The sequence below is a fragment of the Falsiruegeria sp. JB4-1 genome, from assembly GCF_055693495.1.
The window spans coordinates 1,655,234-1,676,944 of sequence record NZ_JBVFTZ010000001.1 but is presented as its reverse complement, the minus strand read 5'-3'; the positions used below and the strand labels follow the sequence as shown (position 1 = coordinate 1,676,944).

15 protein-coding genes and 4 pseudogenes are annotated in these 21,711 nt (G+C 58.1%); 9 read left to right on the top strand and 10 right to left on the bottom strand.

The window, feature by feature from the left end; genetic code table 11:
• Positions 1–125 precede the first annotated feature (125 nt).
• On the top strand, positions 126–731 hold the full coding sequence (locus ACZ1HE_RS08590; RefSeq protein ID WP_472620390.1) for an OmpW/AlkL family protein: 606 nt from the start codon (positions 126–128) through the stop codon (positions 729–731).
• Positions 732–816: 85 nt separating this feature from the next.
• Here ACZ1HE_RS08590 and ACZ1HE_RS08585 read toward each other — a convergent pair whose 3' ends face one another.
• From ACZ1HE_RS08585 to ACZ1HE_RS08575, 3 genes are all read right to left on the bottom strand, one after another.
• Positions 817–1,980, bottom strand: a complete 1,164-nt coding sequence (locus ACZ1HE_RS08585; RefSeq protein ID WP_472620389.1) for an isovaleryl-CoA dehydrogenase — start codon at positions 1,978–1,980, stop codon at positions 817–819.
• Between the two features lie 199 nt (positions 1,981–2,179).
• Positions 2,180–3,376, bottom strand: a complete 1,197-nt coding sequence (locus ACZ1HE_RS08580; RefSeq protein ID WP_472620388.1) for a DegT/DnrJ/EryC1/StrS family aminotransferase — start codon at positions 3,374–3,376, stop codon at positions 2,180–2,182.
• A 46-nt stretch (positions 3,377–3,422) separates the two neighbouring features.
• Positions 3,423–4,121, bottom strand: coding sequence for an HAD-IA family hydrolase (locus ACZ1HE_RS08575; protein WP_472620387.1), 699 nt, complete (start codon positions 4,119–4,121; stop codon positions 3,423–3,425).
• Between the two features lie 132 nt (positions 4,122–4,253).
• Here ACZ1HE_RS08575 and glmU point away from each other — a divergent pair.
• The 4 genes and pseudogenes from glmU (at position 4,254) to ACZ1HE_RS08555 (ending at position 8,670) form a co-directional block, all read left to right on the top strand.
• Positions 4,254–5,610: pseudogene (glmU, locus tag ACZ1HE_RS08570) on the top strand (bifunctional UDP-N-acetylglucosamine diphosphorylase/glucosamine-1-phosphate N-acetyltransferase GlmU).
• On the top strand, positions 5,610–7,433 hold the full coding sequence (gene glmS, locus ACZ1HE_RS08565) for a glutamine--fructose-6-phosphate transaminase (isomerizing) (RefSeq protein WP_472620386.1): 1,824 nt from the start codon (positions 5,610–5,612) through the stop codon (positions 7,431–7,433). The pseudogene glmU and the gene glmS overlap by 1 nt, the downstream one beginning before the upstream one ends.
• 2 nt (positions 7,434–7,435) lie before the next feature.
• Complete coding sequence (locus ACZ1HE_RS08560) at positions 7,436–7,978, top strand: pyridoxamine 5'-phosphate oxidase family protein (protein WP_472620385.1); 543 nt, start codon at positions 7,436–7,438, stop codon at positions 7,976–7,978.
• Between the two features lie 17 nt (positions 7,979–7,995).
• The gene (locus ACZ1HE_RS08555) at positions 7,996–8,670 is read left to right on the top strand and encodes a DNA alkylation repair protein (protein ID WP_472620384.1); all 675 of its coding nucleotides are present in this window, start codon (positions 7,996–7,998) and stop codon (positions 8,668–8,670) included.
• Here ACZ1HE_RS08555 and ACZ1HE_RS08550 read toward each other — a convergent pair.
• Positions 8,667–9,134, bottom strand: coding sequence for a hypothetical protein (locus tag ACZ1HE_RS08550; RefSeq protein WP_472620383.1), 468 nt, complete (start codon positions 9,132–9,134; stop codon positions 8,667–8,669). The genes ACZ1HE_RS08555 and ACZ1HE_RS08550 overlap by 4 nt on opposite strands.
• Before the next feature lie 92 nt (positions 9,135–9,226).
• On the opposite strand from ACZ1HE_RS08550, the gene moaA reads away from it, so the two are divergent.
• From moaA to ACZ1HE_RS08535, 3 genes and pseudogenes are all read left to right on the top strand, one after another.
• Positions 9,227–10,234, top strand: a complete 1,008-nt coding sequence (moaA, locus tag ACZ1HE_RS08545) for a GTP 3',8-cyclase MoaA (protein WP_472620382.1) — start codon at positions 9,227–9,229, stop codon at positions 10,232–10,234.
• Positions 10,234–11,531 (top strand): annotated as a pseudogene (locus tag ACZ1HE_RS08540) (3-deoxy-D-manno-octulosonic acid transferase). The gene moaA and the pseudogene ACZ1HE_RS08540 overlap by 1 nt, the downstream one beginning before the upstream one ends.
• The gene (locus ACZ1HE_RS08535; RefSeq protein ID WP_472620381.1) at positions 11,528–12,574 is read left to right on the top strand and encodes a glycosyltransferase family 4 protein; all 1,047 of its coding nucleotides are present in this window, start codon (positions 11,528–11,530) and stop codon (positions 12,572–12,574) included. Before ACZ1HE_RS08540 ends, ACZ1HE_RS08535 begins: the two are co-directional and overlap by 4 nt.
• A 77-nt stretch (positions 12,575–12,651) precedes the next feature.
• Here ACZ1HE_RS08535 and ACZ1HE_RS08530 read toward each other — a convergent pair whose 3' ends face one another.
• From ACZ1HE_RS08530 to ACZ1HE_RS08505, 6 genes and pseudogenes are all read right to left on the bottom strand, one after another.
• The gene (locus ACZ1HE_RS08530) at positions 12,652–13,815 is read right to left on the bottom strand and encodes a M20 aminoacylase family protein (protein WP_472620380.1); all 1,164 of its coding nucleotides are present in this window, start codon (positions 13,813–13,815) and stop codon (positions 12,652–12,654) included.
• Between the two features lie 28 nt (positions 13,816–13,843).
• Positions 13,844–15,005: pseudogene (locus tag ACZ1HE_RS08525) on the bottom strand (M20 aminoacylase family protein).
• Positions 15,006–15,044: 39 nt separating this feature from the next.
• Positions 15,045–16,211: a M20 aminoacylase family protein gene (locus ACZ1HE_RS08520; RefSeq protein ID WP_472620379.1), complete on the bottom strand. Its 1,167-nt coding sequence runs from the start codon at positions 16,209–16,211 to the stop codon at positions 15,045–15,047.
• Positions 16,212–16,235: 24 nt separating this feature from the next.
• Positions 16,236–16,607: a nuclear transport factor 2 family protein gene (locus ACZ1HE_RS08515; protein WP_472620378.1), complete on the bottom strand. Its 372-nt coding sequence runs from the start codon at positions 16,605–16,607 to the stop codon at positions 16,236–16,238.
• A 6-nt stretch (positions 16,608–16,613) separates the two neighbouring features.
• Positions 16,614–17,780 (bottom strand): acetylornithine deacetylase, encoded by a 1,167-nt coding sequence (gene argE, locus ACZ1HE_RS08510; RefSeq protein ID WP_472620377.1) that lies wholly within the window; start codon positions 17,778–17,780, stop codon positions 16,614–16,616.
• 9 nt (positions 17,781–17,789) lie between these two features.
• A pseudogene (locus ACZ1HE_RS08505) lies at positions 17,790–19,612 on the bottom strand (ABC transporter ATP-binding protein).
• Between the two features lie 283 nt (positions 19,613–19,895).
• Between ACZ1HE_RS08505 and ACZ1HE_RS08500 the strand changes: the two are divergent.
• The gene (locus ACZ1HE_RS08500) at positions 19,896–21,602 is read left to right on the top strand and encodes a peptide ABC transporter substrate-binding protein (protein ID WP_472620376.1); all 1,707 of its coding nucleotides are present in this window, start codon (positions 19,896–19,898) and stop codon (positions 21,600–21,602) included.
• Positions 21,603–21,711: the final 109 nt, after the last annotated feature.

Genomic DNA, 21,711 nt, shown 5'->3' with positions numbered 1-21,711 from the left:
TAAATCAAATTACTTGTCGGACGATCTGAATGCAGAACTTGATCCAGATCAGAGCACTCAGTCCACCGCTGTTTAAAAACCGGGATGTCTCGCAAAGACTCACAATAGAAAGAGTAGGCATTCTGATGAAATCCCTGACAGCTGCCGCGGTCTGTGCTGCCGCGCTTGCCGCCGTATCCGCCCCGGCTTTGGCCCAATCCCAAGGCGACTGGACCGTCGGTATCGGTGTTGCCAACGTCAATCCCAAATCCTCGAACGGCACGCTGGCCGGTGCCGCGGCCTCGATCGGGGACGACACCCGCCCGACCCTGACGTTCGAATACTTCGTGCGCGACAACATCGGCATCGAGCTGCTGTTGGCGACCCCGTTCGAACATGACGTCTCGCTGGCGGGCGCAGGCAAAGTGGGTTCGGTCAAACACCTGCCGCCCACCCTGTCGGTCAACTACCACTTTCCGACCAAATCGGCGATCAAGCCCTTTGTCGGCATCGGCCTGAACTACACCACGTTCTTCGAGGAAAGCTCGCCGCTCGGCGACCTGAGCCTCGACGACAGCTTTGGCGTCGCACTGAACGCCGGGGCCGACTACCAGATTTCCGACAACGGCGCGCTGCGACTGAACGTGCGCTGGATGCAGATCCGCTCGGACGCCAGCCTGAATGGCGCGAACATCGGCGAAGCAAAGATCGACCCTGTTGTGGTTGGTCTGGCTTACGTGCACCGGTTCTGATCCTTCCCTCCCACGCGTGACGCCTTCACTCAGGTCGTCACGCAACGCCCTCATGCGACCCGAACCGCATGGGGGCTTTTTCGTCTCAGAGCATCGAGCTCATCAGCTCGCGCCCGACCAGCATCCGGCGAATTTCCGACGTACCGGCCCCGATCTCCATCAACTTGGCATCGCGGAAAATGCGCCCCACCGGGTTGTCAGACAGGTAACCTGCGCCACCAAAGGCCTGCACCGCTTGATGCGCCTGCACCATCGCCTGTTCCGAGGCATAGAGGCAGCAGGCCGCCGCATCCTGACGGGTCACGTCACCCCGATCACAGGCCTTGGCGACCTCATAAACATAAGCGCGCGACGAATTCATCGCGGTGTACATGTCCGCAATCTTGCCCTGCATCAGCTGAAAGTTCCCGATGGGCTGCCCAAACTGCTTGCGCTCGGCCATATAGGGCATGACCTCGTCCATACAGCCCGCCATGATGCCCAGGCCGATACCCGCAAGCACCACGCGCTCGTAATCCAGACCGGACATCAGAACCGCAACGCCTTTGCCCTCTTCGCCCAGAACATTCTCGAACGGCACTTCGACGTCTTCAAAGATCAATTCGGCGGTGTTGGACCCACGCATACCCAGCTTGTCAAAATGTGGCGAGGTCGAGAACCCCTTGAACTCTTTCTCAATCAGGAACGCGGTGATCCCTTTGGACCCACCCTCTGGGTCTGTTTTGGCATAAACCACCAGCGTGTCTGCATCAGGACCATTGGTGATCCAGTATTTGTTGCCGTTCAGCCGGTAGTAACCATTGCGCTTTTCGGCACGCAGCTTCATCGACACCACGTCCGAGCTAGCGCTCGGCTCGGACATCGCAAGCGCACCCACATGCTCACCCGACACCAGACGCGTCAGGTACTTTTCCTTCTGCTCCTGCGTGCCGTTCAGCTTGATCTGGTTAACACACAGGTTCGAATGCGCGCCATAAGACAGCGAAACTGATGCACTGGCGCGCGCGATCTCTTCCACAACGATGGTATGGGCCAAATAGGACATGCCCGCGCCACCGAACTCTTCGGGGACAGTTACACCCAGCAGCCCCAGATCGCCCATTTCCTTCCACAGCTCGGCCGGAAACTCGTTTGTCTGGTCGATCTCGGCCGCCATTGGCTTGACCCGCTCTTGAGCCCAACGGTGAACCATATCGCGCAGGGCGTCCACATCCTCGCCATGATCAAACTTCATTGTTGCGGTAAACATCGCCTCTCCCATCGAGTCTAAGAACAACCGTTTATGAACAAGTGTTCAATAAAGAGATAGCAGCGATTCCGATATGCGTCAACGATTGCGTATTGTGCTGCGATGTCGCGGCCTGAGGCGACAAAAGAAAACCGCCCCACCGGGTGCGGCGGGGCGGCAAACAAACACTCGAGCGTGCGCGCAAGCGCACACAATTTAGCTACAGCTGTGACTGGTGCACCGCGCTCACTTCGGCCCTGATGAGCCGTGCAATCAACGCGCAATCATCCAAGCTGAACGTGAGCGGTACACGCATATCTACAATGCCGGTCAAAACCCGATCACTTGCAGGCATCCGTTCGCTTTGCGCATAGCGCCAACTGTCATAGCGCGACGTGAATCCCGCAGGCTCATCCGCACCAAACCATTTGAGCTCTACCCCACGTGCCGCGCAGCGAGCTATCGCCTCCTGCACCGCCTTCGGTGTCCAATCGAGCAGCAAGAACTGGATCGACGACCCGACATAGCTCTCTTCTTTGGGCCGTTCGATCACCGTCAGCCCGGGGATGTCGCGCAGCCCCGCCTCCAACGCCTGATACCGCTCATTCCATCGCGCAACCTGACGGTCCAGATCTTTCAACTGCGGGCGCAGAATCGAAGCCCGCAAGTTGTCCATCCGGCCCGAGACATTGGGCGTGTGATACTTGATGCGATCAAACACCTCCGGCCCTGGCGCCGCCAGATGCCGTTCATAGAGCATATACGACCCCGACAGCATCACCGCCTTGGCGGCCAGTTCTTCGTCGTCGGTGATCAACAGACCACCCTCGCCCGAATTCACATGTTTGTAGGTCTGACAGGAATAGCAGCCAAAGGCCCCCTGCCGCCCCGAAGGCACCCCGCGCCACGCGGCACCCATAGTGTGCGCGCAGTCCTCGATCACCGTGATCCCGGCAGCATCACAGATCTCCATCAACCGGTCCATGTTGCACAGATGCCCGCGCATATGGCTGAGAAGCAAAACTTTGGCCTGATCCGCTTTAGCTGCAAGATCGTCCAGATCAATGGTCAATTCTTCGGTCACGCCAACAAACACCGGCCGCGCATTGACCGAGGCGATTGCCCCCGGCACCGGCGCCAGCGTGAACGCGTTGGTTAAAACTGCGTCACCCGGCTGGACCCCCACGGCCCGCAGGGCCGTCGCCATCGCATAACCACCCGAGGCCACTGCGAGACAGTATTTCGCACCCGTTTGCGCCGCAAACTCCTGCTCGAGCAGAGCGGTCTCGCCCAACTCTCCTTCCACCACATTGTAACGATGCAAACGCCCGTGCCGCAAAACGGCCAAAGCCGCCTCGATAGCCTCATCCGGGATAGGTTCCTGCTGCGTGAAGCTGCCTGTAAAGTTCTCTGTCATGCTAGGTTTTTCCGATTGCAGTACAGGGCCGTCAAGCGCCCAATGGTCAATTCACATTTCCTAAAGTCGCGTTTTTGGTCTTGGCACTCAGGACCCGCCCCACCAGTTCGGGCAGATCGGCGTAGTCCTCCAACAGCGCCTCGGGCTCCAGGGCAGCCATATCTGCACCTGACGGGCCAAAAGTCACAAGTATCGAAGGCACGCCCGCCGCGCGCGAGGTATTGCGATCCGTGTCCGAATCCCCGATCAGCACGCAATGATCCGGATGTCCGCCTGCCTGCCGAGCGGCCTCGCGCAGTGGCTCGGGATCAGGCTTGCGCACCGGCAATGTGTCTGCGCCGACCAAGGACGCAAACACATCACGCACTCCTAGCCGCTGCATCAGCAATTCGGCCAGTGCTTCTGGTTTGTTGGTGCAAATTCCGACACCATACCCTAGTGTCTTGAGACGTTCGATTGCCGCCATGGCCCCGGGATAAAGAAAGGTATGAGTGTCGATCGCGTCCCGGTACGCTTCCAGCAGAACCGGGTAATACCGATCAACCGTGTCAACCTCAAATGCTCCCACACGTTCCAGCCCCCGGGTCAGCATTATCCGGCCACCCCGCAACGCTATCCCTGCATCCTGATCCGGCACCAACACATCGCCATACCCCATGTCCCGAAAACAATGGTTTGCTGCTGCGAGCAAATCGCCTGATGTGTCGGCCAAAGTCCCGTCCAAATCAAAGATGACAGTCTGCATATTGTCCTCGCTAGGCGTATTTTCGCCATGTCTTGTTGCAACCCGCAACCATGTTTGATTGCAGCAGAGCTTGCGTGCCTGCTCCAAGCGGATAAAACGGACCAACCGAAAACAAAAGAGAAAACAAAAAGCATGAGCACCGCACTTGTCATCCTGGCTGCAGGCAAAGGCACCCGGATGAACTCGGATCTGCCCAAGGTTCTACACCCCATCGCCCACGCGTCGATGCTTGTTCACGCGATGCGCACTGGCGCCGCATTGTCGCCTGACCGGACCGTGATTGTTGCCTAGCCATGGCGCCGACGCCGTGGCCAGGGCAGCCCAGGCCGAGGACGACACGGCCGAAGTTGTCTTGCAATCCGAACAACTGGGTACGGCTCATGCAGTTGATCAAGCGAGGGACCTGCTGGATGGGTTCGACGGCGACGTGGTTGTCCTTTTTGGAGACACGCCCTTTCTGCAGCCAGAAACACTGGAGCGCATGGTTGCAGCGCGAGCGACCCATGACCTGGTGATCCTGGGTTTTGAAGCAGCCGACCCAAAACGCTATGGGCGACTGGTCATGAAGGGTGACACATTGGAGCGCATTGTTGAATTCAAGGATGCGACGGAAGACGAACGGGCTTTGACTTTCTGCAACAGCGGCCTGATGGCATGCGACTGTGCAACATTGTTTTCTCTAATCTCAGAAGTCGGCAACAAAAACGCCTCGGAAGAATACTATTTGACCGATATCGTTGAGTTGGCTCGCAACAGGGGTCTGCGCGTGACCGCTGTGGCCTGCGACGAAGAACAAACACTGGGTGTCAACTCACGCGCTGACCTCGCTGCTGCGGAATCCGTTTTTCAGACGCACGCGCGAGCGGCGCTGCTGGACAATGGGGTAACAATGATGGCCCCTGAAACGGTATTTCTGGCGGCAGACACCGTTGTTGGCCGAGACGCAGTGATCGAACCAAACGTGGTCTTTGGCCCCGGTGTAACAATCGAAAGTGGTGCGAACATTCGCGCATTCTCACATCTGGAAGGTTGCCATGTCAGCCGTGGAGCGGTTGTTGGTCCCTACGCACGTCTGCGACCTGGCGCCGAACTTGCGGAAAATACGCGGGTCGGGAACTTTGTCGAAATCAAAAACGCCGAGATTGCCGAAGGCGCGAAGGTCAACCACCTGAGCTATGTCGGCGATGCCTCAGTTGGAGCCCATACAAATATCGGCGCAGGCACAATCACCTGCAATTACGATGGCTTCATGAAGCACCGCACCGAGATTGGATCAGATGCGTTCATCGGGTCGAATACTATGCTGGTTGCACCTGTTTCCGTCGGCAATGGCGCCATGACGGCGACCGGTACTGTGGTGACCAGAAACGTACCGAATGATGCTTTGGCAGTCGGACGAGCCAAGCAGGACACAAAAGAAGGCTATGCGCGGAAATTGTTCGAAATGTTAAAGTTCAAAAAAGAAAAGCGCAGCCAGGAGGCAGAATAATGTGTGGAATTGTTGGGGTCCTCGGCAACCACGAGGCAGCGCCGATCCTTGTTGAGGCGCTAAAACGGCTCGAATATCGCGGCTACGACAGTGCGGGTATCGCCACGGTAAACAAGGGCAACCTTGATCGCCGCCGAGCCGTTGGAAAACTGGTTAACCTCAGTGACCTTCTGGTTCATGAGCCGCTGCCAGGCAAGTCCGGGATCGGCCATACCCGTTGGGCAACGCATGGCGCACCGTCCGTTGGAAACGCACACCCCCACCGTGCTGGGGGTGTGGCCGTCGTACACAATGGTATCATCGAAAACTATCGCGACTTGCGGGCTGAACTGGGCGAATTGGGCGTTGATTTTCAAACCGAGACCGACACTGAAACCGTCGCGCTGATGACCGAACGCTATCTGAGCGAAGGCCTTTCCCCAGTGGACGCTGCAAACCGGACACTCGACAAGCTCGACGGAGCGTTTGCTTTGGCATTCTTGTTTGACGGGCATCAGGATCTGATTGTAGCGGCGCGCAAGGGCTCTCCCTTGGCCATTGGTCATGGGGACGGCGAAATGTACGTCGGCTCGGACGCCATAGCGCTTTCGCCGCTGACGGACCGGATCACGTATCTTGAAGAGGGCGACCGGGCCGTGTTGACCCGAACCTCGCTTGAGATCCGCGATGCCCAAGGGGAACTGGCCAACCGCGAAATCAAAACTGTCCAACTGGATGCCACACGGGTCGACAAAGGCGGCCACAAGCACTTCATGGCCAAGGAAATCGCCGAACAGCCAACCGTCATTGCCGAAGCCATCCGTCACTATCTACCAACTGGCTCTGAAAACGTTGTGTTACCTGGCAAGGGCCTGGACTTCAGCAAGGTGGATCGCCTGACAATGGTGGCCTGCGGCACGGCTTACTACGCCTGCCTGACGGCGAAGTATTGGTTCGAGCAACTGGCTCGATTGCCAGTCGAGGTCGATATCGCCTCGGAATTTCGGTACCGCGAACCACCGATTGCCGACCGGACCGTTGCCCTGTTTGTCAGCCAGTCAGGTGAAACCGCAGACACTTTGGCAGCGCTTAGGTATTGCGAAGGCAAAGCTGACAAAATCGTATCTGTGATCAACGTGCCCGAAAGCTCTATTGCAAGGGAAAGCGATCTGGCCCTGCCTATTCACGCCGGCGTCGAGGTTGGCGTTGCTTCGACCAAGGCCTTTACATGTCAGTTAAGCGTTCTTCTGATGTTGGCCCTCAAGGCTGCCACCGACCGGGGAACGATCGCTGCCGAGGAGTTGTCAGATCACGTGTCGGCGTTGCGGGGAATACCGACTGTTTTGAACACGGCTCTTGAACAGAACGACGCCATTCGAGCAGCCGCTCAACGCCTCAGCGAAGCGAGGGATATCCTTTTTCTGGGTCGGGGTCTGATGTATCCTCTGGCTCTTGAAGGTGCCCTTAAACTAAAAGAAATCAGCTATATACATGCTGAAGCTTATGCTTCAGGAGAACTAAAGCATGGGCCAATTGCCCTGATCGACAAACATATGCCGGTTGTCGTTATGGCCCCCCGCGACGCGATTTTCGACAAGTCGGTCTCTAATATGCAAGAGGTGATGGCGCGTAAGGGCAAAGTCGTATTGGTTTCCGATCAAGATGGCATTGCCGAGGCCAAGGATGGCATCTGGTCTTCGATAACGATGCCCCCAGTTCATCCCAACCTGACCCCTATTGTGTACTCTATACCGGCGCAGCTTTTGGCGTATCATACGGCAGTGGCAAAGGGGACGGATGTCGATCAGCCCCGAAACCTTGCCAAATCCGTGACGGTGGAGTGATCATGGCCAAACAGTTCAAAAGTCTGGACGAAACGCAGCAGAAATTCATTCAAGACCAGCATATGTTTTTCACCGGATCGGCAGGACCCGAGGGCCGTGTGAATGTTTCACCCAAGGGGATGGATTCTCTTCGCGTTCTGGGATCGAACCGAATTCTCTGGATGAACCTGACGGGCAGCGGCAACGAAACAGCCGGTCACTTGCTGGAAAACAGCCGAATGACACTTATGTGGTGTTCATTCACAACCCGCCCCATGATCCTGCGGACCTTTGGCACAGCGCGTACGGTGCACGTCAATGACGCAGGCTGGGAGGAACTGGCCGCGCATTTCCCGGCGCACCGCAGCGCTCGGCAGATTTTCGACCTGGATATCGACCTTGTACAGACGTCTTGCGGCTATGCCGTCCCTTTCATGGAATTTCAGTCAGACCGAGATACCATGCAGAAATGGGTAGACGACAAGTCGGACGAGCAAATTCGCCAGTATTGGCACGACAAAAACACCGCGACCATCGATGGAAAGCCAACTGGCGTTCCGGCATGAAAGAAAGTCACTCGGGAATGAGCCCTTATCTGGAGCAGATCAAATCTCATGCCGATCCTGAACGCGCGGTTGGCATGGCATCGTACCACAAGATCGACCGAGAGTACCTTGGTGTCTCAAACCCGATTATTAACGACCTTACAAAGGCTTGGCGAAAAGAGCTGACGGTAGATGAGCGTGTAAACCTGGCTTCAGAGCTGTGGCAGACGAACATTTACGAAGCGCGCCTTGCTGCTTCGAAACTTTTGACCCAGGCCCGAATTCGACCAGATGACAGCGTCTGGGAATTGCTTCAAAGTTGGCTCAGTGATTTCGACAGTTGGGCGATCGCAGATCATGCCTGTATGGCAGCGCAAAAACGTCTGACAGCTGACCCCAATCGTTTGGACCAGGTCGAACTTTGGACCAAATCAGATCACATGTGGACCAGACGTGCCGCTTTGGTCGCCACCTTACCATGGACCAAGCAAAACCACCCAAAACCTGATGATCTGATTCACCGCGACCGAATTTTGAGTTGGGCCGCAGGTTATGTTCCGGATCGGGATTGGTTCATTCAGAAAGCGATCGCATGGTGGTTGCGCGAACTGTCCAAGCACGACGCGGGCAGGACCATCGCCTTTCTGGAAACCCATGGCGAAAATATGAAGCCTTTTGCTCGCAAGGAAGCAGGGCGATTTCTAGGGATCTAGCTAGAGTAAACGTCAAGCTCCACAAGTTCGTCCAACGGTGCAAGCAACTTGCGCATGGCCTCAAGCGAAAGATGGCTGCCCGCCCCTTCATCCCCAGGGATAGGTATGAGAGTGACGGGCGCAGACAGGCCCGTCTTTCGCACGACAACCCTGCCGGTCCGCTCAATTTTTACCAAAGGCGTTTCCATCCAAATCCCACCTCGGGTGGGATCGCCCAATCCAGCTATGGTCGGCTTTGCCCCTTCCCAGGTTTCCAGCGATTGTGCTTCGGTGGTCTGCGGCGCATCTGTTGCAGCCGCCTCGATTGGGTCGGCATCCACGGAAGCCTCTGCAGAAGTTTCAACGACTGTGGATTCGGCGGGCTTGGGATCAGAGGAGAACCACCCCCCAACCTTATCTGTGGTCGATCGAACCTGGCTGCATCCTGCAACCACCACAACAGCAAATAGAAAAAAGTACTTCATGTCTCTGACTCTAGTCACCGCATCGGTGACTCGCCAGCCCAATTCGTACTATGCCCTTGCCGGGGTGGTGACCAAGCTTTACCTATGGATTCATGACCGCACCGTTGATAGACCCATTCGCCCGCGCCATCACATACCTGCGTGTTTCCGTTACAGACCGCTGCGATTTTCGCTGTGTCTATTGCATGTCGGAAAACATGACCTTTCTGCCCAAGAAAGAACTGCTGACACTCGAAGAGCTGGACCGCATGTGCTCGACCTTTGTGGGCCTTGGCGTTGAAAAGCTGCGCATCACGGGTGGAGAGCCGCTGGTGCGGCGCGATATCATGACGTTCTTCCAGTCGATGACCCGGCATCTGGAAAGCGGCGCTCTCAAAGAGCTGACGCTGACCACCAATGGCTCACAACTCGAACGCTTTGCCGATCAGCTCTATGCCGCTGGCGTGCGCCGCGTGAACATCTCGCTTGATACGCTGGATGAAAAAAAGTTCGCCGATGTCACCCGCTGGGGCCGCTTGCCGCAAGTTTTGCGCGGCATTGATGCGGCGCAAAAGGCGGGCCTGCGGGTCAAGATCAACGCCGTGGCTCTTAAAGGGTTCAACGAACCCGAACTGCCGCAGATCACCCAGTGGTGCGCCGAACGGGACATGGACCTGACCTGGATCGAGGTCATGCCGATGGGTGATCTGGGCAACGAGGACCGGCTGGATCAGTATTGGTCACTCAAAGATGTGCGCGCCGAATATGCCCAGCATTACACTGTCACCGATCTGGCCGAGCGGACCGGCGGACCTGCGCGTTACGTGCGGCTGGAAGAAACCGGTCAGAAGATCGGCTTCATCACACCGCTCAGCCACAACTTCTGTGAAAGCTGCAACCGCGTGCGTTTGACCTGCACCGGCGAGCTGTACATGTGCCTGGGTCAAGAAGACATGGCCGACCTGCGGGCGCCTCTCAGGGCGCATCCCGATGACCCAGCTGCGCTTGAGGCCGCGATCCGCGATGCCATCTCGCACAAACCCAAGGGTCACGATTTCGACTATTCCCGCCAACGCGCTGACGGCCAGATGAGCCGCCATATGAGCCACACGGGCGGCTGATGTCTGCCCCATCCGGGAAACCGACGCCGCTATATCACCTGTATCGGGGTGTGACGGCGGCGATTGCACCATTTGCCTGGGCTTCTGTCGCGCGCAAGCTGCGCAAGGTCGGCGTGCCTGCAGAACGCCAACAGGAACGCCTGGGCGTGGCCAGCCTGCCGCGCCCGCCGGGACAGCTGGTGTGGTTTCACGCCGCCAGTGTCGGCGAAAGCCTGTCAGTGCTGACCCTGATCACCCGCATGGGTGAACGCCTGCCCGGGACCGAGTTTCTGATCACATCCGGCACGCCAACATCGGCCGAGTTGATTGCCAAACGCCTGCCGCCGCGCACCCGACATCAATTCGCGCCGCTCGACGTGCACGGCCCTGTGGGACGGTTCTACAATCACTGGCGGCCTGAGGCCGGGATATTTGTCGAAAGCGAGATCTGGCCGCAGATGCTGGTTAAGGGACGCGAAAGCGGCACCCGATTGGCTCTGCTAAACGCGCGATTGTCTCAGAAGTCTGTCGACGGTTGGAAGAAACGTCCCAAGACGGCGCGCTTTCTTCTGGATCAGTTCCGCTTGATGCTAACGCAGAACGACAAAACCGCGCAGAACCTGCTGGAAATGGGCGCCGATCCGGCCCGTGTTAAACCGGGCACCAACCTCAAGGCCACCTCGGCCCCGCTGCCGGTGGACGAGTTAACCTTGGCGCGTATCCGGGGGAGATCGGTGACCGCCCGATCTGGATCGCCAGCTCGACCCACGCAGGCGAAGAGGAAACGGTGCTGGCCGCACACAAGGAACTGCTCAAGAGCGACCCCGATCTTCTGCTGCTGCTCATCCCCCGTCACCCGGATCGCGGGGAAGAGGTCAAACGTCTGGTCGGGCAAGCGGGGCTGACATGCGCGCAACGCTCGGCCGGGCAATCGTTGGCCCCGGACACGCAAGTCTATATGGCGGATACACTGGGTGAGACTGGCACATGGTATGCGCTCTGCCCACTGGTGTTCATGGGTGGCTCGCTGCTGGAAATAGGCGGCCACAATCCGTTCGAACCGGCACAAGCCGGAGCCGCCGTCATCACCGGACCCGGATACTACAATTTCCGCGAGACGTTTGAACCGCTGATTGCCCAAAGGGGCGCGGTGGAGATCACGGACGCCGCCAGTCTGGCAAAAGCCGTCTCACACTGGCTTACCAACTCGCGAGCTCTGGAAGCGGCTTGCGCCGCCGCAAGCACCTGCGTTCAGGATCAAGCCAAAGCTCTGGACGACGTCGTGGAAACCCTGATCTCCGCGCTGGAGCTGGAATGACGCCCGAGCTCTTTGTCACCAACTTCAACAAGAACTTCACCGGGGTGTCGGCCACGGCCGCGAATGTGATCCGCCAACAAGTCAAGCACCACGACCTGCGGCTTGTGGGGCATCCCCTGCCCGGCTGTCCTGATCCGATCACCATCAGCGATGCCAAACGCCTGAGCCGACAGACACCAAAGGGTCGCCCATTTGCCATTTGGCATGTTCGCCGCAACCCGGAAATGCGCGTGGCAATCTGGGCGCGTGATGTGCTGCAACTGCCCATTCGCATCATCTTTACCTCGGCCGCGCAGCGCCTGCATTCCGCCTATCCCCGCTGGCTGATCAGCCGCATGGATGCGGTGGTCGCCACTACCGAGCGTGCCGCCGAGTTTGTACCCCATGTGCGCGCCGTGGTTCCGCATGGCGTCGACACGGACCTTTTCACGCCGACCGATGCCCGTGCCGCCGCCTGGGCTGCAACCGGATATGGCGGCACAATGGGCATCGCCACAATTGGGCGCATCCGGCCCGAAAAAGGCACCGATCTGTTTGTCGAGGCCATGCTGCGCCTGCTGCCAGATCTGCCGGGCGCAACTGCCCTTGTAATCGGACGCGCAGGGGGTAAGCATAGCGCCTTTCAGAAAACTCTCGAAGACCGGATCGCCGCCGCAGGCCTAAGCGACCGCATCCTTTTTCCTGGTGAGGTTCCCGCCGCCGAGTTGCCTGCCCTGATGCGCGCCCTGTCACTGGTGATGCAACTGCCCCGGTACGAAGGCTACGGTATGGCCCCTCTCGAAGGGATGGCCAGCGGCGTGCCTTTTGTGGGCAGCGACGCAGGCTATTACCAGGCCTTCTCAGCCCAAGGGCGCACCGGGTCGATCGTCCCGGTGGAAGCTGCCGAAAACGCTGCCAAAGAAGCCAAAGCGCTTCTGTTAGATGCAGACAAACACAACGCCATGTCCCACGCCGCACGTGAAGTTGCCGAACACAGCTTCAGCGCCGCACGAGAAGCCGCGGGCATCGGCGCTGTTTATGAAGAGATCTGGTCAAACCCCTGACCGCCTCTTCACCTTTTCAGAAATACTCCGGGGAGGCCCCGTATGGGTCGGGGGCAGAGCCCCTTCCCTCGTCACGATCAAGCAGCAGGCATCCGCTGCTCGACAATCTCAGCCCACCAGCTGCAGCCAGCCGGGATTGCGTCATCATCGAAGTTGTACTCGGGATGGTGCACCATCGCCGTGTCGCCATTGCCGACCAGAATGTAAGCCCCTGGGCGCTCTTCGAGCATGTAAGCGAAATCCTCGCCTCCCATCACCAAAGGGGCATCATCGCAGGAGCCTGACACAGACGCCGCCACCTTGGCGGCAAATTCGGTCTGCTCCTCGCTGTTCACCATCACTGGATAGCCGCGCATATAGTTGATGTCGGCGGTTCCACCAAAAGTGGCCGCGGTACCGTTGCAGATCTCTTTGATCCGGGTCTCGGCCAGATCACGCATCTCTTTCGACATGGTGCGCACGGTGCCTTTGATCTGCACCGTCTGCGGAATCACGTTGAACGCCTTGGACGACGTTTCGAACGAAGTGACGGACACCACAACCTGATCCACAGGATCGGCATTGCGCGACGCAATCGTCTGCAGCGCCAGCACGGTCTGCGCCGCCATCACGGTGGTGTCGATGGTATCATGCGGTTTCGCCGCGTGGCCGCCACGCCCCTCAAGCGTGATGTCAAACGTATCGGTTGCCGCAAAGAACGCACCCGGGCGGATCGCAAACGAGCCAACCGGACGGCCCGGCCAGTTATGCATGCCGTACACTTCCTGAATGTTCCAACGCTCCATCATGCCATCGTCGCACATCTCTTTGCCGCCACCACCGCCTTCTTCGGCAGGCTGGAAGATCACCACGACCGTGCCGTCAAAATTGCGCGTCTCGGACAGGTATTTCGCTGCGCCCAACAACATGGCTGTGTGACCATCGTGGCCACAGGCATGCATCGCTCCGTCGGTTTTCGAGGCATACTCCAACCCGGTCGCCTCAAGGATCGGCAGTGCGTCCATATCCGCGCGCAGACCAATGACTTTACCACTGGTGTCGGACTTGCCCTTGATCACGCCCACAACGCCGGTGCGGCCAATACCGGTTACGATCTCGTCACAGCCGAACTCTTGCAATTTTTCGGCTACCAGAGCGCTGGTGCGATGGGTTTCGAACAGAATTTCCGGATTTTCGTGAATATCGCGTCGCCATTCGGTGATTTCATTTTGCAGTTCCGCAAAGCGGTTCTTGACTGGCATGTCTCTTCTCTCTCTTGGTTTATCTTGTTCACGCGGCGGGCATGCGCCGCTCGACCATCTCGGCAAACCAGCTGCAACCGATTGGGATGATCTCATCGTTAAAGTTGTATTCAGGATGGTGCAGCCCGGCGCTGTCGCCGTTGCCCAAAATGATAAAGGCCCCCGGTCGCGCTTCAAGCATGAACGAGAAGTCCTCTCCCCCATGACCATGGGTGCTTCGACACAACTCCCCCGACGCTGTTCGCGGCTTCGGCGGCGTATTCGGTCTGTTCATCCGCGTTGCTGGTCACTGGAACACCATGTTCATAAGTCACTTTGGCAGAACCACCAAAAGTCGCCGCAATCCCTTGGGTAACTTCATGCACCCGCTGTTCGATAAGGGCGCGCATGTCGTTGGAATGGGTCCGCACCGTGCCTTTTATCCGCGCGCTTTGCGGAATGACGTTGAACGCATTCGATGAGGTTTCCACCGACGTCACCGACACCACGGCCTGCAACACCGGATCGGTGTTGCGTGACACGATAGTCTGCAACGCCACGATGAGTTGCGCAGCCATCACGGTCGTATCAACCGTTTCATGCGGTTTGGCTGCATGACCGCCACGTCCTTCGAGCGCAATGTCGAAGGTGTCAGCAGCAGCCAGCATAGGGCCGGATCGAATTGCAAATTGCCCTACCTCCAGCCCCGGCACATTGTGCATGGCATAGACCTCTTGAATGCCAAAGCGGTCCATCATCCCGTCATTGACCATCGCCTCGGCGCCATTGCCGCCCTCTTCGGCGGGCTGAAAGATGACCACAGCGGTGCCATCAAAATTGCGAGTTTCCGATAGGTATTTCGCCGCCCCTAAAACCATCGCCGTGTGACCATCATGACCACAGGCGTGCATCGCTCCATCGGTTTTTGAAGCATACTCCAGCCCGGTCTGTTCTTGCATGGGTAGTGCGTCCATGTCCGCACGTAACCCGATGACCGCGCCCTTGGTGTCGGTCTTGCCTTTGATGACACCGACAACTCCGGTGCGCCCGATGCCGGTTACGACCTCGTCGCAGCCGAATTCTTTCAGCCGCTCGGCCACCAGTGCGCTGGTGCGGTGGGTGTCATACAGGATCTCGGGGTTTTCATGGATGTCGCGCCGCCACGCGGTAATTTCGGCGTGCATTTCGGCCAGGCGGTTCTTGATCGGCATGTCACTCTCCCCTTTGTCACACCTATGGATGGGCCGCGCTCAGGCGGCAGGCATTCGTCGTTCGATGATTTCGGCGTACCAGCTACACCCAGCCGGGATCGCCTCATCATCGAAATTGTATTCCGGGTGATGGCACATGGCCGTGTCCCCGTTGCCAATAAAGATGTAGGCTCCGGGGCGCTCTTCAAGCATGTAGGCAAAATCTTCGCTCGGCATGATTGGATCAGTGGCGTCGTTGACTGATCCGGATACTGCTTTGGCGGCCTCGGCCGCGAATTCTGTCTCGTCTGGAGTATTGACAGTAGCAGGATAACCCGGGGTCCAAGTGACCTGAGCTGTCGCTCCAAAAGCCGACGCGGTATCTTCGGCGATCCGGCGAACACGCTCTTCGGCAATGGCACGGTATTCGGGATCAAGCGTCCGCACAGTGCCCTGAAGGCGCGCGGTATGCGCGATCACGTTGGATGCAACGCTGTCGGTTTCAAAGGTGCCGACGGTCAGCACGACGCGTTTGATCGGGTCAACAGTACGGGCCACAACTGATTGCAATGTCACAACAATCTGCGATGCGACCAGAGTGGTGTCGACCGCATCATGCGGAGCCGCCGCATGGCCACCCTTGCCGGTCACGACGATTTCGAACTCGTCAGATGAGGCCAGCAGCGCACCGGGACGAATCGCAAATTCACCAACTGGCATGCCTGGCGTGTTGTGCATCCCATAGACTTCCTGAATGCCCCAACGGTCCATCATCCCGTCCTGGCACATTTCCAGACCACCGGCTCCGCCCTCTTCTGCGGGTTGAAAGATTAAAACGGCGGTGCCGTCAAAATTCCGTGTTTCGGCCAGATATTTTGCCGCCCCCAACAACATCGAAGTATGCCCGTCATGCCCGCAAGCATGCATCTTGCCCTCCACGGTCGAGGCATAGTCGAGCCCCGTAGCCTCGTGGATCGGCAACGCGTCCATATCGGCGCGCAGGCCAATCACCCGGCCCTTGGTGTCGGTGCGACCCTTAATGGTGGCCACGACGCCCGTGCGCCCGATGCCCGGCGTGATCGTATCAACACCGATCTCTTTGAGCCGCTCGCCAACAAAGGCGGCGGTCTCTTCGACGTCAAAGAGCAATTCGGGATGTGCGTGGAGGTGCCGACGCCAGCCGGTGATTTCGTCATGCATTTCCGCCAGGCGGTTCTTGATTGGCATTTCTCTCTCCCTTGCTGTCACGCCTCAGGCGTATTTGTCACCCACATCCTCGCGGACGGGGTGCGTGTCGTAGTAGATGCGCATCGCGATAAATCGGTCGTCGGGACCAAAGGTGAAATGATCCACGCCCTCAAAGACGATGTTGTCGCCCGATTTCAGCGTCCAGTCATAGCGGAACCGTGCTGCGCCGCTGTTCTTGCCCATCAGCACGTCCAGCACCGTCAACTCGCTGTTGGCAGAGGCGCTGTCGAGGCGGGCATAGAAATCCGAGACATTGAGCACACCCAAGAACGGCGAGTGGATCTCTGCCTCAGGTGTGAAAAGCGCCAGGATTGCCGGGATATCTCCGGCGGTCAGCGCTTCAAAGTAAGCTTCGATCCGCTCAGTTCGCGTCATGTGGCGTTACTCCGATAATCGGTCCAGCAGGCGTTCCATGAATGCATGGCCCGCGTTGAACTGTTCCACCGTGATAAACTCGTTCGGCTGGTGGGCCTGGGCAATGTCGCCCGGTCCGCACACCACGGCGGAATAGCCCGCCTCTTGAAACTGTCCGGCCTCAGTGCCGTAGCTGACCACATGTCCCGCGTTGTCGCCGGTGATCTTGCGCACCAGCCCTTCGGCCTCGCCATCGGTCTCCGGCTTCAGACCCGGTACGGCAAAGCGCTGATGAAGTTCGATTCGAGCTTCAGGGTGGATCGCCTGCATTCCGGCTTCGACTTCGCTGATCTTGTCTTTGACCATCGCGTCCCAAGCGTTTTTGTCCGCATCCGGCACAGCGCGGTACCCCAGATCGAACTGGCAGTGTTTGGCGGTGATGTTGGCGGCGGTGCCCCCTTCGATCACACCGGTGTGCAGCGTCGTCCAGGGCGGTTCAAACATGGCGGCAACGGGTGTCGGTTCTTTTGCGCGCTCGACCTCGTTCACATCGTTCGCCCAAGCAATTATCTTGGCGGCTTCCATGATCGCGTTGACGCCGGTGTGCATGATCGAGCTGTGGACTTCGAACCCCCAGACATCCACGACAAAGCCCTGCCCGCCCTTGTGGCCGGTGACCGCTTTCATCATCGACGGTTCACCCACAATGACGGCGGACCCTTTGGGCAACACCGGCTGCATCGCTTCGATCATCGGCGGCGCACCGGTGCAGCCGATTTCTTCGTCAAAGCTGAGCGCCAATTGCAGGGGCCGCTTGAGATCGCGATATTTGGCCTCGACCAAAGCCCAGATGGCAATGGCGTCGAACCCCTTCATGTCGCAAGTGCCACGCCCGAAATACTTGCCGTCGCGTTCAACCACCGTGAACGGATCACTGTCCCAAGGTTGCCCATCAACCGGCACCACGTCCGTATGGCCGGACAGAACAACAGCCCCCTCTACCCAGGGGCCGACATGAGCAAAAAGTGCGGCTTTGTGCGGTTGATCTGGATCGGGCCAACGGTGGCTTTCGATGCCGTGGTCAGCCAGATACCCTTCGACCCAGTCGATCAGCGGCAGGTTTGTATCCCGGCTGACCGTCGGGAACGAGATCAGCTGGGTCATGATCTCCAGCGGCGATAATCGCTCGGTCATGATGCCCTCTTAGTAACCGCTGTCGGTGGTCAGCACGTAGTGACCCGGTTCGACCTCATTGTATTCCGAGGGGGTCGGATCGTAATCCAGCCCGTGAATCGGCGACGGGATCGGCTTGAAATTCAAATCTTTTTCCGACTTTCGCTTATTCGGATCGGCGATCGGAACAGCCTTCATCAGCGCCTGTGTATAGGGGTGTTGCGGGTTCTCAAACACGCGATTGCGCGGGCCAAGTTCCACGATCCGGCCCAGATACATCACGCCGACCTGATGGCTGACGCGTTCGACCACAGCCATGTCATGGGAAATGAACAGATAGCTCAGCCCCAATTCGGCCTGTAGTTCCATCATCAGGTTCAGAACCTGCGCCTGCACCGACACATCCAACGCTGAGACTGCCTCGTCCGCGATGATCAGCTTGGGGTTCAGGGCCAAGGCACGCGCGATCGCGATCTCGCTGACGCTGACCGCCGGACATCTCGTGCGGATAGCGGCGCATGAAGCTGCGCGGCAGTTGTACACGGTCGAACAGGTTCGCCACCCGATCCGTCAACTCAGACCCGCTGGCAACGCCATAGTTGCGCATCGGCTCGGCCACCTGCTCCAACAACTGCATTTGCGGGTTGAGCGAAGCAAACGGGTCCTGGAAAATCATTTGCATGTCCAGACGCGCCTTGCGCAGGCCGCCTGGGTCCAGCTTCATGATATCGACGCCATCAAGGTCGATCTCGCCGGCCATAGGTTCGACAAGCCGTAGAATCGAACGTCCGGCAGAAGACTTACCGCAGCCCGATTCGCCCACCAGGCTCAGGGTCTGGCCCCGATTGATGGTGAATGACACATCCTCGACCGCGTGCACATTGGAAATGGTGCGACGGAAAAAACCGCCCTTAACCGGGAACCGCGTGGTCAGACCTTTGACGCGCAGCAGCACCTCATTGGTACCGGGGATGGGGTCGAGGTTCTGCCCCTCTACTCCCATCAGTTTCATCGGGCTAGGTTGGGTGCTTCCGCGCATCTCGCCCAGTTTCGGGACCGCGGCCAACAGCGCCTTGGTGTAGTCGTGCTGCGGGTTCTCGAAGATTTCCTGAACCGTGCCCTCTTCGACCTTGTTGCCACGGAACATGACGACCACGCGGTCGGCCATCTGCGCCACCACCGCCATGTCGTGGGTGATGAACATCACGGCAGTGCCGGTTTCACGCTTCAGGCGGTCCATCAGTGCCAGAATTTCGGCCTGAATGGTCACATCCAGTGCGGTTGTGGGTTCATCCGCGATCAGCAGGCGCGGCTCACACGCCATCGCCATGGCAATCACCACACGCTGGCGCATCCCACCCGAAAGTTCGTGCGGATATTGCTTCAACCGGCGCTCGGGTTCGGGGATCTCGCACCTGACGCAGCAGTTCCAGCGCCCTGGCCTCGGCATCCTTTTGCGACATGTTCTTGTGAACGCGCAGGCCTTCGGTCAACTGACGACCAACGGTAAAGACGGGATTCAGGGCCGTCATCGGTTCCTGAAAGATCATTCCGATTTCGTTGCCGCGAATCTGTTTCATCAATTCCTGGTCGGCATTGGCCAAATCCATTTCGCCGCCATCACGACGGTCGAACAGAAGCTTGCCACCCGCGATTTTGCCGCCCCCGAACTCGACCAAGCGCATCAGCGACAAAGATGAGACCGATTTACCAGATCCGGATTCGCCAACAATACATACGGTTTCGCCGGGATTTACTTCGAACGAAACATCTTCGACGCCGACAACCGGGCCGTCCTTGGTCTGAAACTCGACCCGAAGACCATTGATCTGTGCAATAGGCTGATCCAGCACGCGCGCGCTCCCCTTTGGCCGCCCCATTTCATTGAGTTCCAAACGCTAAGACCCCTCAAGGGGGAAAGTCAAACGCATAGATTTTCCGGTCACATAGGCTTGCAATTTTTTGAAACTCTGTTTCGATACGCCTCGTAACCGTTCCCTGGGGAGAGTGAAGCTTACGCCGCGTAACAGCGTTTATCGTTCGATTCCAAATTCTTACCCACTGGTCGGCACACGCTAAGTCCGCGGGCATCGCGGAGATAATCGAGACACGAATGTGTCCAACATGGAGTGTATAATGAAAGTTAGAGCCCTTTTACTTGGTGCGATCGCAAGCACGGCAATGGCCCCGATGGCCATGGCCGAGCGTGGTTCGGACGGCAACGTCAGCATCATTTACTGGCAGGCGCCTTCCATCCTGAATCCGTTCCTTTCCGGCGGTACCAAGGACGTAGAATCGGCCTCGCTGGTTATTGAACCTCTGGCACGCTACAATCAGGATGGCGTTATGGTGCCATTTCTGGCGTCCGATATTCCGACAGTCAGCAACGGCGGTGTCAGCGAAGACCTGACCCAGATCACATGGAAGATCGCCCCCGGCATCACTTGGTCGGACGGAACGCCCTTTACGTCGGCAGACGTCAAATTCACAGCAGACTACTGCATGCACCCCGAAGGCGGCTGCGCCCAGCTAACCAAATTCGATGGTGTTACGTCAGTCGAAACGCCTGATGACATGACCGTTGTCGTCACTTTCGACAAACCGACCCCTTTCCCGTATGGCCCCTTTGTTGGCGGTGAAAGCCCCATCATCCAAAAAGCTCAGTTTGAAAACTGCATGGGTGCAAAAGCGCCGGAATGCACGACGGAAAACTTTGGCCCGATCGGAACTGGCCCGTTTGTTGTAACCGAGTTCAAACCGAACGACGTGATCACCATGGCGGCGAACGAGAACTATCGTGATCCGGCCAAGCCCGCATTTGCCACTTTGACCTTCAAAGGTGGCGGCGATGCAACTGCGGCGGGTCGTGCGGTTATGGAAACGGGCGAGTTTGACTACGCTTGGAACCTGCAGCTGGCACCCGAAGTGATCGCGCAGATGGAAGCTGGAGGCAAAGGTACGCCTGTTGCAGGTTTCGGCCCGCTGGTCGAGCGTATCATGCTGAACCAAACCAACGCGTCGCCCGACCTGCCTGAAGGCGAGCGTTCGACTGCCAAGCATCCGCACCCATTCCTGCAGGATCCTGCCGTCTACAAAGCCATGTCCATGGCAATTGACCGCCCGCTGCTGGTGGAAATCGGCTATGGCAAAGCAGGTCAGGTCACCTGTAACTGGGTTCCGGCTCCTGCCGCTGTCAACTCATCGACTTTCTCGTGCGACACCCAAGACATCGCTGGCGCCAACAAGCTGCTGGATGATGCAGGTATCGTTGACACCAACGGTGATGGCGTACGTGAAAAAGACGGTGTGCCGCTCAAAGTTGTCTATCAGACTTCGACAAACGCCGTTCGTCAGGACTTCCAGGCTCTGATCAAAGAGTGGTGGAGCCAGATTGGTATCGAAACCGAGCTGCGTAACCTCAACGCATCGGTCTTCTTCGGTGGTGATCCGGGTTCGCCTGACACCTTCCAGAAGTTCTATGCAGACGTTGAAATGTATGCGAACACCTTCAATGGTACCGACCCGCAGTCCTATCTGGGCAACGGCCTGTGCGACAAAGCACCCAAGCCGGAAAGCCAGTGGCAGGGTGAGAACATCAGCCGCTTCTGCAACGAAGAGTTCGACAAGCTGCACGGTGAACTGACCCAGACAGCTGATGCAGACAAACGTGCCGAAATCGCACGGCGCCTGAACGACATCATGGTTGAAAACGGCGGCATGATCCCGCTGGTTCACCGTGGTCGTCTGTCGGCCCACGCCAACACCCTTGGCGGCGTTGTCCTGAACGTTTGGGACAGCGAACTGTGGAACGCAGCAGACTGGTATCGTAAGACCGGTTCCTAAGCGTTAGCCCTTGCAAAGCCGCGCTCCGATGATTATCGGGGCGCGGCCTCTGGCACCTCGACCCTCAGGTCGCACCCAAGAAAAAGACTCATAAACAAAGGCGCACACG